Source organism: Pseudomonas sp. OST1909, assembly GCF_015277575.1.
GTDB lineage: Bacteria > Pseudomonadota > Gammaproteobacteria > Pseudomonadales > Pseudomonadaceae > Aquipseudomonas > Aquipseudomonas synxantha_A.
The window spans coordinates 3,052,680-3,067,700 of the sequence record NZ_CP063780.1; the positions used below are offsets into that span (position 1 = coordinate 3,052,680).

Here is a 15,021-nt window from a genome sequence, read left to right on the forward strand (position 1 = left end):
GCGGCGGTTAGGCGAGGTATTTGCGGAACCACCCCAGGGTGCGCTCCCAGGCCAGGTTAGCTGCTGCCTCGTCATACCGCGGCGTTGAGTCATTGTGAAAACCGTGGTTGGCGCCTTGGTAGATGTAAGCCTCATACGTCGTGCCCGCAGCTTTCAACGCCTGCTCATACGCCGGCCAACCCTCATTGATTCGCGTATCCAGCTCACCGAAATGCAACATGACGGGTGCCTTGATGCGCGGCACGTCTTTGGCCTCGGGTTGGCGCCCGTAGAACGACACCGCCGCGCCCAGTTCCGGGTAGGCCACCGCCGCCGCATTGGTCACGCCGCCGCCGTAACAGAAACCGGTGATGCCGACTTTGCCGGTGCTGCTGTCGTGGTGCATCAGCCATTCGATGGCGGCGAAGAAGTCGTTCATCAGTTTGGTCGGGTCGACAGTCTGTTGCAGCGCCACGCCTTTTTCATCGTTGCCGGGGTAGCCGCCCACGGACGTCAGGCCATCGGGTGCCAGGGCAATGAAGCCGGCTTTGGCCAGGCGCCGGGCCACGTCTTCGATATAGGGGTTCAGGCCGCGGTTTTCATGCACCACCACCACGGCGGGCAGTTTTGCCGCAGCCTTGGACGGGCGCACCAGGTAGCCGCGCACCGTGCCGTTGCCCTTGGGCGAAGGGTAGGTGATGTAGTCGGCGACGATATCCGGATCGGTGAATTGGACCTGTTCGGCCAGGGCGTAGTTGGGGCTCAGGGCTGCCAGCAGCGCCGAGGCGGTGAGGCCGCCCAAGGTGAACAGCGCGGCACGGTCGAGAAACTCGCGGCGGTTGATCTTGCCGTGGGCGTAGCCGTCGTAGAGTTCCAGCAGTTCGGGAGCAAAGTCCTTGGCGGTAAGACGGGGCATGGGTGCAGTCCTCGATCAGCGGTTGCAGTCACTGTAGACCAGGATCACGCCTCGCGACCATGGGCGGCTGCGGCCAATTGCCCGGTGTCGACGCGTACGAAAACTGAATCGCCGATGGCCGTGAGCACATCACCGGCGTACACCTCGCAGACCACGCGGCTTTTGCGCCCGATGTCGCCTTCGACCCGTGCGCGCAGGGCCAGCGGCACGCCCATCGGTGTGGGCTTGATGAATTTGATCCCCAGGTTGCCGGTGACGCAGTCGATGCGCGGCAGGCTGCCGGGTTCGCGCTGTTCGGCGCGGTAGTGGTAGGCCATGGCGGTCCAGTTGGAGTGGCAATCCACCAGCATGGCGATCAGGCCGCCGTAGACCAGGTCTGGCCAGCCGCTGTATCTGGCTTCGGGTTGATGCTCGGCGACCACGTGTACGCCATCTTCGGCCCAGCGGCTCTTGATATGCAGGCCATGGGGGTTGCTGCTGCCGCAGCCGTAGCAGATGCCTTCTGGCGCGGTGATGTCTTGGAGAGAAGCGGTGGTCATGCAAAGTCCTTGTTATTGTTCAGGCGACTTCCCTGTTTAGCAGGCCACGCGTCAGCGGGCAAACTTCTTCGCCCCGGCCACGCAGCCGATCACCGCGACGGTCACCAGCACCATGCCCAGGCTGACCTGCTCATGCAGCAGGCCCGCGGCCAGCGCCAGGCCGAAGAAAGGTTGCAGCAGCTGCAACTGGCCGACTGCGGCAATGCCGCCTTGGGCCAGGCCGCGGTACCAGAACACAAAGCCGATCAACATGCTGAACAGCGCCACGTACCCCAGGCTCAGCCACGCCGGCAGGCTGATGCCGCTGAGGGTCGAAGGCGCCAGCAGCAGGCTCAACGGTGCCACCAGCGGCAGCGACACCACCAGCGCCCAACAAATCACCTGCCAGCCACCCAGGCTGCGCGACAGCTTGGCGCCTTCGGCATAACCCAGGCCGCAGACCAGCACCGCCAACAGCATCAACACGTCGCCTGCAGGGGCGGCGCTCAAGCCTTGGGCAAAGGCGTAACCCATCACCAACAGGCTGCCCAGGATGGAAAACAACCAGAACACTGGCTTGGGTCGCTCGCCGCCACGCAGCACGCCAAATACCGCCGTGGCCAGGGGCAGCAGGCCGATGAAGACGATTGAATGGGCCGAGGTCACGTATTGCAGGGCCAGGGCTGTGAGCAGTGGGAAGCCGACAACCACGCCCAGAGCGACGATCACCAAGGGAGCCCATTGCTGACGGGTGGGGCGTTTTTCCTTGAATAGCCACAACAGGCAGCCCCCCAGCAGGGCGGCGAGGGTGGCGCGGATCATGGTCAGGAACACCGGGTCGAACTCCATGACCGCCAGGCGCGTGGCCGGCAGCGATCCGCTGAAAATCACCACGCCGATAAAACCGTTGATCCAACCCTGAGTGCTGACATCCAGGGTGCCGAAGCGGGCGATGCGTTCCATGACGGTATGTCCGAAAGTGGGGTTGCGTGCGGCTCATCCTAGGGCTGAAGATTAGGACAATCAAAAAATTGTCATGGATACATCCCGATGCCCCGTGCGCGCTACAAATTGCTGGTCGATACCTTCGCCGAGGCCATCCGCAGTGGACAGATGCCTGCCGGCGCGCGCTTGCCTACTCATCGCCAGTTGGCCGCTGAGCATGGCTTGGCACTGGTCACCGCGAGCCGGGTGTACAGCGAGTTGGAAGCCATGGGCCTGGTCAGTGGCGAGACCGGTCGCGGTACCTTCGTGCGCGAAATCACCTTGCCGCCGGGGCAGGGCAGCGGGCAGATGACGGTGGCGCCGGGCCTGCTCGACCTGAATTTCAACTACCCGTCCTTGCCTGGGCAGGCCGAGCTGTTGCGCACGGCGTTGCGCCAGTTGGCGCTGTCGGGCGATCTGGAGGCACTGCTGCGTTACCAGCCCCATGCAGGGCGTGTGCATGAGCGCGCCGCCATGGCCCGGCACTTGTTCAACCGAGGACTCACGGTGGACGCCGAGCAGGTGCTGGTGGTCAGCGGCGCCCAGCACGGCTTGGCGGTGACCCTGATGACGTTGCTCAAGCCTGGGGATGTGATCGCGGTGGATGCGCTGACCTATCCGGGCTTCAAGGCGCTGGCCGAAACCCTGCACCTGGAAATCGTCGCCATCCCGGTGACCACGGCCGGCCCGGACCTGGACCATCTGCATAGCCTGTGTCGCCAGCGCCCGGTACGTGCGGTATACAGCATGCCAACCCTGCATAACCCGCTGGGCTGGGTACTGAGCCTGGAGCAGCGCGAGCGTTTGGTGGCGATTGCCCGGCAGCACAACCTGATGATCGTCGAGGATGGCGCCTATGCGTTTCTCGCCGAAGATGCACCTGCGCCGTTGGCGGCACTGGCCCCGGAGCGCACGGTGTATGTGGGTGGGCTGTCCAAGAATGTCGCCGCCGGTTTGCGCATAGGGTTTATCGCGGCGCCTTCAGCTTGGGTGAGCAGGTTGGAACGTACGATCATGGCCACCACCTGGAGCGTGCCAGGCGTGATGAGTGCCATTGCAGTGGCCTGGCTCGAAGACGGTACGGTGGCGCAACTGGAAGCGCAAAAACGCGCGGATGCTCAAGCTCGCCAGGCATTGGCAGCCCAAGTGCTGACGGGCGTGCGGTATGTCAGCCATCCGTCATCGTATTTTCTGTGGCTGCCATTGGCCGAAGAGGCTCGCGCTGATCAAGTCGCCATGACCTTGCAGCGCGAAGGCATTTGCGTGTCCACCGCCGAACCGTTCGCAGTCTCGGCCCAGGTGCCCCATGCACTGCGCGTGGCCCTGGGGTCGGTGCCGATGGCGCAGTTGCGTGGGGCCCTGGAGACGATACGCAAAGTGGTGGCATGGTGAGCTGTGCTCAGTATTTGTAAGCCTGCCGCCCGATCAGTAGCCACTTGCCGTGTTGCTTCTGCCAGACCTGGAAGTTGTCGATATCGGTTGGCGTATCCACACCACTGTTCACCGCCAAGGCATGGAAGTGGTTGCGCACCAGGGCGGTATCGCCGTTAAGGGTGATGGTCTGGTTCTGCATTTCCAGAGTCTTGAAGGCGCTGGTGTGGGTTTGCAGGTCGGCGATAAATTGCGCCTTGTTCTGCACTTTGCCGCTGGAGTGGCCGTAGGTGAGCGTGTCGGATGTCAGCGCGTGAAGTTGCTTGACGTCCAGATGCAGCATGGCTTGGGTCAGTTGGTCGACTGCCTGGGCCACTTCCTTTTCAGCGGGGGCGGCGGCGACGTAGCTGGAAAACAGGCACAGTAAGCCGATCAGCACTTTGAGGTTGGGCATGGGTGTTCCTTGTTTTTGTTGGGTGGATACGACGAGGTATGTCGTCGTACAACCATGCAATAATTTCGGCAGGGAAGGAAAGTGAAATTTTGAGGTGGTCTGAAATGATTCGAGGTTAGAGTGGTAACCAGCACCCCATAGCCGAGGTAAAAATGGCTTTTGACTGGCACAGCGACCCTCTCACCCGTGGGACACCGGTGACCCCGAGCTATAAAAACACTCAGAACGTGCGCCGTTTCATGCGCGAACAGTGCGGGCCGACGTTCAAGTTCAACCGCCCCTTTATGGCGTGGATTCTCAATGGCGTCCCGAAGACTATGGGTGATGTGGTGGACGAGTGGCAGCGTCGCGAGGTGACGCTGCCCTAAGCCATGGTGCTTGATTGCAAATACAGCAAAATGTGGGAGGGGGCTTGCTCCCGATGGCGGCCTCAGGGCCGACCAGGATGTTGGATCAGACTGAGTACATATCCGTTATTGGGGTAACGGCCGCTATGGGTTCCGCCCTTACGGCGGCTCACTTTTGAACAGCACAAAAGTAAGCAAAACGCTCTTGCCCCACCACTCGGCACCTCGCTCAGGCTCGGTGTGCCCGTAATCCGCCAGTGATGTGGGGGGCCGCCGCCACGCGCCATCCATGGCGCGGGGCGGCTAAACCGGCATCCCTGCCGGTTTACCCCCCCAAATCCCTGTCGAATTCCGGCCAGCGTGGTTTAACGGGGCGCCTAAGATCAAAAGCAGATCAAGAGCGGCTCGCTTCGCATCGTGGTTACTGTTGGCGACTGCAAAGTTGTGTAGATACCCTCCCATATTTGAATTGCTTTTATTCGCTGGGCAGCGGCGGTGTGCGTGGCGGTATCACGCGTTTGCTGCCGGTGGCTTCAAACGCTGCGGCAAAGCGCAGCAGCGCCGAATCATCATAAGCACGCCCGGCAAACGTCAGCCCTACCGGCATACCGATATCCGCCATCACGCCCATCGGCACGGTGACGGTGGGCACGCCCAAGTGGCGAATCGCAAGGTTACCGTTGGCGACCCACACGCCGTTGCTCCAGGCAATGTCGGCAGACGCTTCGTTCACGTCGGCATCGGCCGGGCCTACATCGGCTACGGTCGGGAACAGCACGGCGTCGAGGCCGAGGTTGTCCATCCAGTCTTCCAGATCCAGGCGCCGGGTTGTTTCCAGGCCACGCAGGCCATCGGGCACGGTACCGATCTGGTCCCACGGTGTGATGCCGCGTTGGGCCATGCGCACGTATTCATCCATGCCGGCGGCGAGGTCGTCTTCACGGTTGGGCAGGGTACCGGGGTCATGGGGGAAGATCTTTGGTCCGTCCACATCCGCCAGGCGGTTGAGCGCCGGATCGTTGTTGGCGCGCAAGAAATCATCAAAGGCCCAGGCAGACAGTTCCCACAGTTCGTCGTGGAGGAACTCCTTGGACACCAGGCCACGGGTAAACACCGTCGGCGCGCCGGGACGGTCGCCTTCGCAGTTGGACACCAGCGGGAAATCCACCTCGATCACTTCGGCGCCGGCGGCCTCCAGCGCCTGGCGGGCGGCTTGCCACAACTCGATCACCGTGGCGCGGGTATTGATCCGCTGCCCGGTGGGCCCGCCGATACCGGGTTTTTCGCTGGTGCCTGCGTCGGGGTCGGCATTGATGTACATGCGCGGCACGCCAAAGCGCCTGCCGGCCAGGCTCTCGCTGCTGGTGGCCAGTGCGGCGTATGAGGCCGGGCGCACCGAGGTGACGCTGGGGATCGGAACCCAGGGTTGCAGGCGCCACAGGTCGCCGCGCTTGTCGGGGTCTTCGGCCACCACGACGTCGAGCACTTCCAACAGGTCGGCCATGGTGCGCGCATACGGCACCACGACGTCCATCGTCGGGGTCAATGGCCAGTTGCCGCGTACCGAAATCACCCCACGGGAAGGTGTGTAGGCACACAAACCATTGTTGGAGGCCGGGCCGCGGCCACTCGACCAGGTTTCTTCAGCCAGGCCAAACGCTGCAAAGCTGGCAGCGGTGGCAGTGCCCGCGCCATTGGAAGAACCGGACGCAAATGGCGCGGTCAGGTAGTCGGCGTTGTAAGGGCTTTCGGCGCGGCCATACACGCCACGCTGCATACCGCCATTGGCCATCGGCGGCATGTTGGTCTTGCCCAGGCAGATCGCGCCACCGGCTCGCAGTCGCTCAATCGTGAAAGCGTCACGCTGGGCAACCAGCCTGGCAAAGGCGGGGCTGCCGGATGCGGCTGTCAGGCCCTTGACCAGGTAACTGTCCTTGGCCGTGTAGGGAATGCCCTCCAGCGGTCCCAGGGTCTGGCCTTTGGCACGGCGCGCATCCGACGCCTCGGCTTCTTTCAGGGCGTCAGGGTTACGCACCACCACGGCGTTCAGCGCGGTAGCCGTCTGCGGGCCATCGTAGGCATCGATCCGTGCCAGGTAGGCCTGGACCAGTTCAACGGCCGTGGTCTGGCCGGCTTCAAGCGCAGCGCGCAATTGGGCAATGGAGACTTCAGTAACTTGCATCACGTTTTTTTCGCCGCCTTCACGTGGGGGATGGCGGCAGTCTACGTTCAGATATTTCACAAAACCAGCGCGGCATACTCCGCGTAGGCAGCGCGCATGACTTGCCAGGTAGCCTCGTCCGCAGGAATCAAATGCTCGATGCGCAACGAGGTGAGGGTAATGTCCTGAGGCATACCGAAGGTGGTGAAGGTCGACAGGAAGTTCAGCTCACCGTGCCGCGAATGCACGCGTGTCAGCACCAATGGCGGCAGCTCTTGGGGCAGTTGCGTGCTGGCTGGCGCTGGCAGGTTGGCGAGCAGTGCGGCCAATCCGGGGTTGCCCAGGGCCTCACGGGCCGCACGCTGCCAGGCCAGGCTACGAATCTCTTCGCCATTGACCAGGTGATCGCCCAGTCCGCCGGGTTGCAGCAGTGTGGCCAGCAGGTTCAAGCCGTCCAGCGCAGTTGGCTGGATGCCGACCAGTTCAAATAACAGGCCGGCACTGGCATTCGCCGCCAACACATCCCATTGGCTGCCTATCAGTATTGCCGGTGCGGGGTTGTTCGCGTGCAGCACGTGGTCGAGTGCTTCACGAATCGCCGCCATGCCCGGTGCGGCGAGTGGCGTGGCTGGATAACGCGGCGCAAAACCGGCGGCGAGGAACACGTGGTTGCAGCGCTCCAACGGTGTTTGCAGTGCCGTCAGCAAATGGTGCAACGTGCCCGCGCTCGGCTTGGCGCGGCCGGTTTCGATGCAACTCAGATGGCGTTGGGACACGCCGGTCATCAGGGCCAGGTCGAGCTGGCTGAGCTTGGCGTCGCGACGCAGTTGACGCAACTGTTCGCCAGCGGTGGCAGGGGTATCCATGGTTTATTCATAACCTGCGAGGTCATTGCGAAGGGCCGCACCTTATCACTACCTTGGGGCTCGATCACTCTAAGGAAGGCACCATGCCAAGACCCTATATCGCCCTGGCCGCACTGCTGGTTTTTTCGCTCTATACCCTGGCGACTCTCCTGACTGCCGAGCAATCACTGCTGGCGTTTGGAGGGGAGCTGATGTCACGGCCCGATACGGCGCAGGTGGTGATCGACCTGTATTTGATGGCGGCGCTGGCGTGTGTGTGGATGTACCGGGATGGGCGCGGGCGAGGGCGGTCGCTGGCTTCGATGATGCCGTACTTTCTGCTGACGGCGGTGTTTGTGTCGGTGGGCCCGTTGCTTTACATCGTCATCAATGGATTTCGTGATGAGTGATTTTCTGCACGTTTATGCCCTGTGCGGGCTGGGCGGTAGGGTAGGAGCGAGCCTGCTCGCGAAAAACGTCAGCGATCACGCGGGCGCCGCGCCGGGGCTGAAGGCTTTGCCGGCAAGTTCGCTCCCTGCCAGACTCAAGGATTCATGAACGCCTGGTAGTTCTCCTTGGTGATCTGTTGATAGGGAATCGTCAGTTCCGCCGTGTACGGCTGCTGCTTGACCATCTTCACCGCCAAGTCAATGGAGCCCACCGCCTGGCCTTTGTTGTCCTGATACACCGTGACCAGCAACTGGCCTTTTTTCACCGCATCCAGACCGGCCGCGCCGCCGTCGCTGCCGGCCACCAGGATGTCCTTGCCCGGTTGCATGCCTGCCTGGCTGATAGCCATGGCCGCGCCGATCGCCATTTCATCGGCATTGGCCACCACGGCATCGATTTTGCGCCCGGATACGATCCAGTTGTTCATCAGGTCAATCGCCTTGCCGCGCTGCCATTCGGCGCTTTGTTCCTCGACAATCTTGATGTCGGGGTAGTCCTTGAGCACGGTTTTCACCCCCAACGTGCGGTTGTGGGTCGCGTTGTTGGAGAGCAGCCCGAGCATGATCGCCAGGTTACCCTTGCCTCCCATTTTTTCGGCCAGGTAGCGCATCTGGATTTCACCCGCTTTGATCTCGTCCGAGCCGACATAGCCCACGCCGGCCGGCACCTCCTTGAACTCCGGGCGACGGTTGACATACACCAGCGGGATCTTGGCTTGCTGGGCGTTGAGGGTCATTTTCTGGGTGGCTGCGGTGTCTACCGCGTTGACGATAATTGCGTCCATACCCTGGGCGGTGAAGTTCTGCACCTGGTTGAGTTGGCGCACTACATCGCCCTGGGCGTCTTCGAATTGCAGGGTGACATCAGGCAGTTCCTTGGCGTGGGCGGCCATGTAGTCGCGCATTTGCGCAAGGAATACGTCGTCCACCTGGGCGATGCTCACGCCTATACGAATATCGGCAAATGCCCAGGGACTGATCGCAAGGGTCAGCAGTGTCGCAAGGAGTTGCTTTTTCATGGTTTGCTCCGTTGTTTTTGTTGTTGTCAAAGCAGCGATTCACGCTTGGCGCTTGGCCCGCAGATGCGCCACGGCGGTGGCGAAGTCCGCGTAGGGCCAGCGTTCGTCAAGGGCTTGCAGCATCAGCTGTTGCCCGGTCTGAGGGGCCAGGCCCTGCAAGGGTGGGTCGGTGTCGAGGTTGGTGGGGAAGGAATAACCGTCTGCTGTACAGGCGATCACGGCGTGGGTATTCAGGTTGGGGTTGGCCAGCAGCACCGGGTAGACCGCCAGCATCATGCGGTCGCGGTCGAGTGCTTCCATCGGTTTGCCGAACGCCGAGGAAATTTGCAGCAGGTTGGCCATGCGCTGGCGATCGGTCGTGCGGTTGGTGCCGGCGGCGTGGAACAGGGCGGGGTTGAAAAACAGCAAGTCGCCCTTGTTCAGAGGCAATTGCACGGCGTGTTGCTGGAAGTAGTCGATAAACTCCGGGCGGCGCCAGGCCAGGTAACCCAGGGCGTACTGTTGGGAAAACGGCAGCAGTAGGGTCGGGCCGGTTTCCAGCGGCATGTCCGAATGAGCGATAGCACCCTGTAGCGTCAGATACTGCGACAGCACATGCAGCGGCAGCGGAAAACGCTCCACCACTTCATTGGACTGGAAGCCCAGGTGATAGTCGCGGTGTGGCTGCTGTGCCTGGCCGCCGGGGCGCACTACATTGACCTGCGCCGTTACCTGGAAGCCCGGCCCTAACCAGGCTTCAGCAATCAACTCCAATAGAGGATTGGCGTAGTACTCGGCAAAGGACTCGGGGGACTGCAAGGCAGTCTTTTGCAACGAGTTCCATATCCGCCCATTGCTGCCGGGCCTGGCAAAGTGATCGGCGGCCACGCCTTGGGTGGCCTCATGGGCAAAGATCGCTTCGAATACCTGGCTGTGGCGGTCCACGACTTCCAGGTCTTCATAGGCTTGGCGCACCACCATCACACCAGGCCCGTCACGGAACAGGCCATGCAGTTCGTTCATGACGGTCAGTCGGTCGTTGTTGCGCAAGGTGTGGGCCTGATAGATCGGCACATTGCCTTGCACCTCAAGGCACAACGGGTAGTCGCCGGGGTTGACGCACTGCGCACAAATGCGGCTGAAGTCGGCCAGGCGCACGGCATCGCTGGTTACGAAGGCGGACATTATGCACCTCCGGGCAGGCTCAGGGCCTTGTGAGGTTGCGGGGTGCTGCTGTCGGTGCAGCCGACCACGCCTTGCTCCAGGTCGATCACCGCGCCGCTCATCATTCCAGACTCAGTGGACAGCAAAAACGCCACGCTACGTGCCACTTCTTCGGGCTTGAGCAGACGGCCAAACGGCTGGGCGTGTTCGGCCTCGGCGAGCCAGCCGTCCTGGGCACCGTGATAGTGGCGCTGGATCTGATCTTCGTGGGGCGTGTCCATCCAACCGATATTCAAGCCATTCACGCGGATGCGGTTGCGCAAGGCGCTGAAAGCGACGTTCTTGGTCAGGATTGCCAGCGCGCCCTTGGACGCGGCATAGGCACTCAAGAACGATTGCCCGCCATGCCCGGTGACGCTCTGGATATTCACCACCGCACCTTCCACGCCCTTGCTGATCATCAACTTGAGCGCTTCCTGCATCAGAAAAAATGGTGCCCGCACATTCACCGCAAACAGGCGTTCGAAGAGTTGCGGCGAGGTGTCCAGAATGGTGCCACGGTCAGACATGCCGGCGCAGTTCACCAAGCCATGCAAAGTGCCGAAATGCGTGCGTGCCGCCTCGATGATCGCGCGGCAATCCTCGACTTTTTCCAGGTCGGCCTCGACAAAAAATGCCTGGCAGCCCAGTTGCGCCAACTGGCGCACCTGCTCCTGGCCTTCGATACGGCGGCGTCCACAAATGATCAGCCCGGCCGCACCCCGGCGAGCCAGGGTATGGGCCACCGCCGCGCCGAGGCCCTGGGTGCTGCCGGTGACGACAAAGTATTGGCTGTTGAACGAGGTCGCAAGATTGGTGTGGGGCATTGGGCTCTCCTGGAGTTTTTGTTGTTTTGCTCGCTCGGCTCGACGCCGGACAAAACTGAGACTAGCATTGCAAAACCTCAGTAAAGCCCAAAAAAGACCTCAAAAAGACCTCAGGCGAAAACCATGCTCGAACGCGCAAAACACTTTTCCGTCAAGCAGCTCGCCACTCAGGCAGGCGTCAGCAAAGCCACAGTCGACCGCGTGCTGCACCAGCGTGGCAGCGTGCATGCGCAGACCCGTCGGCGTATCGAGCAGGCGCTGGAGGAGTTGGAGGCCCAGGAAAAAAACGGCCTGGCCGTGGGGCGCACGTTCCATGTGGACGTGATCATGCATACGCCCCAGCGGTTCAGCGCGGCGGTGCAGGTGGCGATCGTGGCGCAACTGGCCAGCCTCGCGCCGTTTCGCATTGCGCCGCGCTTTCATCTGTTCGAAGAGATCGAGCCCCAGGCTATGCACGATCAATTGCTGCGCTGCCTCGAAACAGGCAGCCAGGGCGTGGTGCTCAAGGCCGCCGATGAGCCAGCGGTGAACTTGGCCGTCAAGCAACTGATTGCGGCCGGCATTCCGGTGGTGACCCTGGTGACTGACCTGCCCCAGAGCGAGCGCGTCGGCTATGTGGGCATGGACAATCGCACTGCCGGCCAGACCGCCGCCTACCTGATGTCGAACTGGCTGCCGAACGTGCCCCAGGACGTCGCGGTGGTGATCGGCAGTGAATTGTTCCGGGGTGAAGAAGAACGCGAAATGGGCTTTCGCACCTGGCTGCGCGGCCGCGCCGAGCACTTGCGGGTATTGGAGATCAGCGGCGGCTACGGCGTATACGAGCGCACCTTCGAGCGAGTGACCCAGGCGCTGCAGCAGCATCCCGGGCTCAAGGCGGTGTACAGCGTCGGCGGCGGCAACCGTGCGATTGTCGACGCCTTTGCCGCTCGGAATCGCCCGCTGGACGTCTTTATCGGCCACGACCTCGACGAAGAAAACCGCCAGTTGCTAAGGGAAGAAAAAGTCGCGGCAATCATCGACCACAATTTGCAGATCGATGCCCGCCACGTGTTCCTGTACATCCTGCAGTACCACCGGTTATGGAAGACCGGGCCGATTGCGCCGTCACAGGTGCAGATCGTCACGCCGTTCAACCTGCCGGACTGAAGCTCTGAAACTACAAATCCAATAACGATTCAGGAGTTCGACCATGCTACGTATTGCCGTTCTAGGTGCGGGGCGCATCGCCAAGATCCACGCCGCCAACGTCGCTGCCCATCCCAACGCCACGCTGGTGCTGGTGGCCGACCCCTGGCGCGAAGGCGTCGATGCCCTGAGCACGCAGTTGGGATGTGAAGCAGCATACGACTGCGCCGCCGTGCTGAACCGCAAGGACATCGACGCAGTGGTGATCGGCACGCCCACCGACACCCATATCGACCTGTTGCTGGCCGCCGTGGCCCAGGGCAAGGCGGTACTCTGTGAAAAGCCCATCGACCTGGATATCGCCAAGGCGCGCAGCGCAGCACAAACCGTGGAGCGTCAGGGCGGCAAGGTGATGCTTGGCTTCAACCGCCGTTTCGACCCGGACATGCTGCGGCTGCGCCAGGCCTTGGACGCCGGCCAGATCGGCGCAGTGCGCCAGGTGATCATTACCAGCCGCGACCCCGGCCTGGCTCCGCGCGAGTATCTGGAACATTCCGGTGGCATCCTGCGCGATATGACTATCCACGACTTCGACACTGCCCGGCACTTGCTGGGTGAAGAGCCGGTGCAAGTCAGCGCCTTCGCCAGCCGCCTGGTAGACCCGAGCCTGGAACAGATTGACGACTACGACAGCGTGATGGTCCTGCTGCGCACCGCCTCGGGCAAGCAATGCCATATCAACTGCTGCCGCCAGGCGGTGTATGGCTACGATCAACGTGTAGAAGTCTCCGGCGCCAGCGGCGTACTGCTCACCGATAACCACAGGCCCAGTACCTTGCGACACTGGAGTGCTGAACACACTGAAGCACTGGAGCCGTTGCAGCACTTTTTCCTTGAGCGCTATGCGGATGCCTATCGTAATGAGTTGATGCAGTTTGTCGATGCGCTGAATGAGGGGCGTGAGTTGCCCACCGGCATGCGTGATGGGCTGTATGCCTTGCACCTGGCTGACTGTGCGTTAGAGTCGGTTAAGACGGGGCGCAGCGTGGCCGTTTGTTATGACCGGTAGGTTACGCGGCGTAAATGGGGGGCTTGCCCCCGATGGCCATAGGTATCTACACAACTTGATAGCAACCGACGGTAACCACGATGCGAAGCGAGCCGCTCTTGATCTTGATCTGCTTTTGATCTGAGGCGCCCCGTTAAACCACGCTGGCCGTAATTCGCCATGGATTTGGGGGGTAAACCGGCAGGGATGCCGGTTTAGCCGCCCCGCGCCATGGATGGCGCGTGGCGGCGGCCCCCCAAATCCATGGCGGATTACGGGCACACCGAGCCTAAGCGAGGTGCCGAGTGGTGGGGCAAGAGCGTTTGGGTTACTTTTGCGCTTTTCAAAAGTGACCCGCTGTAAAAGCGGAACCAATAGCAGCCGTTACCCAAATAACGGATATGTACTCGGTCTGATCCAGCACCCTGGTCGACCCTGAGGCCGCCATCGGGAGCAAGCCCCCTCCCACAGTTTCGGCGTCGCACCAAAGTTGTGAAGATACCTATGCTTACCGGGCGCAAGTCCCTCCCACAGTTTGATCAGGTAAATACTCACCTGCCTTCGTTCAAACCCCCTTGGTCGAAGGCAACAGTATCGTCAGGATGCCCACCAGCGGCAGGAACGAGCACAGTTTGTAGACGTATTCGATCCCGTGGTTATCGGCAAGCAACCCCAGCAACGCCGCGCCAATCCCGCTGAAACCGAACATCAGGCCGAAGAATATCCCAGCGATCATGCCCACGTTGCCCGGCACCAGTTCCTGGGCAAACACCACAATGGCCGAGAACGCCGAGGCGATGATGAAACCGATGACCACGCTGAGTACGGCGGTCCAGAACAGGTCGACGTAGGGCAGGGCGAGGGTGAACGGGGCGGCGCCGAGGATCGAGAACCAGATGACTTTCTTGCGGCCGATCTTGTCGCCGATCGGGCCCCCGGCGAAGGTGCCGACCGCCACCGCGCCAAGGAACAGGAACAGGTACATCTGGGAGCTGGCCACCGACAGCTGGAATTTTTCAATCAGGTAGAAGGTGAAGTAGCTGGTCAGGCTGGTCATGTACCAATACTTGGAGAACACCAGCACGGCCAGAACCACCAAAGCGAAAGTCACGCGGCCTTTGGACAAGCCATGGGTCGCCTGGCTGCCCTGCTTGAGCTTGAACAGGTTGAGATGGTGACGGTACCAGCGGCTCAACCCGTACAGCACCAGGATTGCGAACACTGCAAACAGGCCGAACCAGGCGATATGGGTCTGGCCGTAGGGAATGATGATCGCTGCCGCCAGCAAAGGGCCGAACGCGCTGCCGGTATTACCGCCGACCTGGAAGGTCGATTGCGCCAGGCCATAGCGCCCACCGGACGCCAGGCGTGCGACCCGCGAGGTTTCCGGGTGGAAGGTCGACGAGCCGACACCCACCAGCCCCGCCGCGAGCAGAATCGCCGGGAAGTTGCCGACAAACGCCAGCATCAAAATACCGATCAAGGTGCACACCATGCCCGCCGGCAGCAGCCAGGGCTTGGGGTGGCGGTCGGTGTGGTAGCCGATCCACGGTTGCAGCAGGGAGGCGGTCAACTGGAAGGTCAGGGTGATCAGGCCGACCTGGGTGAAGCTCAGGCCGTAGTTGGCCTTGAGCATCGGGTAGATCGACGGCAGTACGGCCTGGATCAGGTCATTGATCATATGCGCCAGGGCGCAGGCGCCGAGGACGCGCATGACCAGAGGGCTTACCTGGGGCGTCGTGGTAGCAGCGGCGGGTGTCGCGGTGAGGCTCGACATGCGGGCATTCCATACA

The 15,021-nt window shown here is 61.9% G+C and carries 16 protein-coding genes; 6 read left to right on the top strand and 10 right to left on the bottom strand.

The window, feature by feature from the left end:
- Positions 1-7: 7 nt before the first annotated feature.
- From yghX to IH404_RS13230, 3 genes are read right to left on the bottom strand one after another with little or no spacing between them, the layout of a single operon-like run.
- Positions 8-895 carry a YghX family hydrolase gene (yghX, locus tag IH404_RS13220; protein ID WP_194440589.1) on the bottom strand — a complete coding sequence of 296 codons (888 nt, stop codon included), beginning with the start codon at positions 893-895 and terminating at the stop codon, positions 8-10.
- A 44-nt stretch (positions 896-939) separates the two neighbouring features.
- Entirely contained in the window at positions 940-1,434 is a 495-nt protein-coding gene (locus IH404_RS13225; RefSeq protein WP_005787913.1) for a thioesterase, read from the bottom strand.
- Between the two features lie 51 nt (positions 1,435-1,485).
- Complete coding sequence (locus IH404_RS13230) at positions 1,486-2,376, bottom strand: DMT family transporter (protein WP_194440590.1); 891 nt, start codon at positions 2,374-2,376, stop codon at positions 1,486-1,488.
- A gap of 87 nt (positions 2,377-2,463) precedes the next feature.
- Between IH404_RS13230 and IH404_RS13235 the strand changes: the two genes are divergently transcribed.
- Positions 2,464-3,789 (top strand): PLP-dependent aminotransferase family protein, encoded by a 1,326-nt coding sequence (locus tag IH404_RS13235; protein ID WP_194440591.1) that lies wholly within the window; start codon positions 2,464-2,466, stop codon positions 3,787-3,789.
- A gap of 7 nt (positions 3,790-3,796) precedes the next feature.
- On the opposite strand, the gene IH404_RS13240 is transcribed toward IH404_RS13235, so the two are convergent.
- On the bottom strand, positions 3,797-4,222 hold the full coding sequence (locus tag IH404_RS13240; protein WP_194440592.1) for a nuclear transport factor 2 family protein: 426 nt from the start codon (positions 4,220-4,222) through the stop codon (positions 3,797-3,799).
- A 152-nt stretch (positions 4,223-4,374) separates the two neighbouring features.
- Here IH404_RS13240 and IH404_RS13245 point away from each other — a divergent pair, with 152 nt between their 5' ends.
- Positions 4,375-4,590 carry a DUF6434 domain-containing protein gene (locus tag IH404_RS13245; protein WP_005787917.1) on the top strand — a complete coding sequence of 72 codons (216 nt, stop codon included), beginning with the start codon at positions 4,375-4,377 and terminating at the stop codon, positions 4,588-4,590.
- A 454-nt stretch (positions 4,591-5,044) separates the two neighbouring features.
- Here the strand turns inward: IH404_RS13245 and IH404_RS13250 are convergent, their stop codons facing one another.
- Positions 5,045-6,754 (bottom strand): amidase, encoded by a 1,710-nt coding sequence (locus IH404_RS13250; RefSeq protein ID WP_194440593.1) that lies wholly within the window; start codon positions 6,752-6,754, stop codon positions 5,045-5,047.
- Between the two features lie 53 nt (positions 6,755-6,807).
- Positions 6,808-7,596, bottom strand: coding sequence for a helix-turn-helix domain-containing protein (locus tag IH404_RS13255; protein ID WP_194440594.1), 789 nt, complete (start codon positions 7,594-7,596; stop codon positions 6,808-6,810).
- Positions 7,597-7,679: 83 nt separating this feature from the next.
- Between IH404_RS13255 and IH404_RS13260 the strand changes: the two genes are divergently transcribed.
- Together IH404_RS13260 and IH404_RS13265 are read left to right on the top strand one after the other, a co-directional pair.
- On the top strand, positions 7,680-7,985 hold the full coding sequence (locus tag IH404_RS13260) for a DUF2834 domain-containing protein (protein WP_194440595.1): 306 nt from the start codon (positions 7,680-7,682) through the stop codon (positions 7,983-7,985).
- The gene (locus tag IH404_RS13265) at positions 7,978-8,133 is read left to right on the top strand and encodes a hypothetical protein (protein ID WP_194440596.1); all 156 of its coding nucleotides are present in this window, start codon (positions 7,978-7,980) and stop codon (positions 8,131-8,133) included. Before IH404_RS13260 ends, IH404_RS13265 begins: the two co-directional genes overlap by 8 nt.
- Here IH404_RS13265 and IH404_RS13270 read toward each other — a convergent pair.
- From IH404_RS13270 to IH404_RS13280, 3 genes are read right to left on the bottom strand one after another with little or no spacing between them, the layout of a single operon-like run.
- Complete coding sequence (locus tag IH404_RS13270; RefSeq protein WP_005787924.1) at positions 8,120-9,043, bottom strand: sugar ABC transporter substrate-binding protein; 924 nt, start codon at positions 9,041-9,043, stop codon at positions 8,120-8,122. The genes IH404_RS13265 and IH404_RS13270 overlap by 14 nt on opposite strands.
- A 39-nt stretch (positions 9,044-9,082) precedes the next feature.
- Positions 9,083-10,207 carry a phytanoyl-CoA dioxygenase family protein gene (locus IH404_RS13275; protein WP_194440597.1) on the bottom strand — a complete coding sequence of 375 codons (1,125 nt, stop codon included), beginning with the start codon at positions 10,205-10,207 and terminating at the stop codon, positions 9,083-9,085.
- Positions 10,207-11,052 carry an SDR family oxidoreductase gene (locus IH404_RS13280; protein WP_005787928.1) on the bottom strand — a complete coding sequence of 282 codons (846 nt, stop codon included), beginning with the start codon at positions 11,050-11,052 and terminating at the stop codon, positions 10,207-10,209. The genes IH404_RS13275 and IH404_RS13280 overlap by 1 nt, the downstream gene beginning before the upstream one ends.
- 123 nt (positions 11,053-11,175) lie before the next feature.
- On the opposite strand from IH404_RS13280, the gene IH404_RS13285 reads away from it, so the two are divergent.
- Together IH404_RS13285 and iolG are read left to right on the top strand one after the other, a co-directional pair.
- The gene (locus tag IH404_RS13285; protein WP_005787930.1) at positions 11,176-12,201 is read left to right on the top strand and encodes a LacI family DNA-binding transcriptional regulator; all 1,026 of its coding nucleotides are present in this window, start codon (positions 11,176-11,178) and stop codon (positions 12,199-12,201) included.
- A gap of 43 nt (positions 12,202-12,244) precedes the next feature.
- Positions 12,245-13,249: an inositol 2-dehydrogenase gene (gene iolG, locus IH404_RS13290; RefSeq protein ID WP_005787932.1), complete on the top strand. Its 1,005-nt coding sequence runs from the start codon at positions 12,245-12,247 to the stop codon at positions 13,247-13,249.
- 544 nt (positions 13,250-13,793) lie between these two features.
- On the opposite strand, the gene IH404_RS13295 is transcribed toward iolG, so the two are convergent.
- Positions 13,794-15,005 (bottom strand): MFS transporter, encoded by a 1,212-nt coding sequence (locus tag IH404_RS13295; RefSeq protein ID WP_005787935.1) that lies wholly within the window; start codon positions 15,003-15,005, stop codon positions 13,794-13,796.
- Positions 15,006-15,021: the final 16 nt, after the last annotated feature.

Coding starts and splice junctions, on each gene's coding strand:
- yghX (WP_194440589.1), bottom strand. CDS start 895: ATGCCCCGTCTTACCGCCAAGGACTTTGCTCCCGAACTGCTGGAACTC.
- IH404_RS13225 (WP_005787913.1), bottom strand. CDS start 1,434: ATGACCACCGCTTCTCTCCAAGACATCACCGCGCCAGAAGGCATCTGC.
- IH404_RS13230 (WP_194440590.1), bottom strand. CDS start 2,376: ATGGAACGCATCGCCCGCTTCGGCACCCTGGATGTCAGCACTCAGGGT.
- IH404_RS13235 (WP_194440591.1), top strand. CDS start 2,464: ATGCCCCGTGCGCGCTACAAATTGCTGGTCGATACCTTCGCCGAGGCC.
- IH404_RS13240 (WP_194440592.1), bottom strand. CDS start 4,222: ATGCCCAACCTCAAAGTGCTGATCGGCTTACTGTGCCTGTTTTCCAGC.
- IH404_RS13245 (WP_005787917.1), top strand. CDS start 4,375: ATGGCTTTTGACTGGCACAGCGACCCTCTCACCCGTGGGACACCGGTG.
- IH404_RS13255 (WP_194440594.1), bottom strand. CDS start 7,596: ATGGATACCCCTGCCACCGCTGGCGAACAGTTGCGTCAACTGCGTCGC.
- IH404_RS13260 (WP_194440595.1), top strand. CDS start 7,680: ATGCCAAGACCCTATATCGCCCTGGCCGCACTGCTGGTTTTTTCGCTC.
- IH404_RS13265 (WP_194440596.1), top strand. CDS start 7,978: ATGAGTGATTTTCTGCACGTTTATGCCCTGTGCGGGCTGGGCGGTAGG.
- IH404_RS13270 (WP_005787924.1), bottom strand. CDS start 9,043: ATGAAAAAGCAACTCCTTGCGACACTGCTGACCCTTGCGATCAGTCCC.
- IH404_RS13275 (WP_194440597.1), bottom strand. CDS start 10,207: ATGTCCGCCTTCGTAACCAGCGATGCCGTGCGCCTGGCCGACTTCAGC.
- IH404_RS13280 (WP_005787928.1), bottom strand. CDS start 11,052: ATGCCCCACACCAATCTTGCGACCTCGTTCAACAGCCAATACTTTGTC.
- IH404_RS13285 (WP_005787930.1), top strand. CDS start 11,176: ATGCTCGAACGCGCAAAACACTTTTCCGTCAAGCAGCTCGCCACTCAG.
- iolG (WP_005787932.1), top strand. CDS start 12,245: ATGCTACGTATTGCCGTTCTAGGTGCGGGGCGCATCGCCAAGATCCAC.
- IH404_RS13295 (WP_005787935.1), bottom strand. CDS start 15,005: ATGTCGAGCCTCACCGCGACACCCGCCGCTGCTACCACGACGCCCCAG.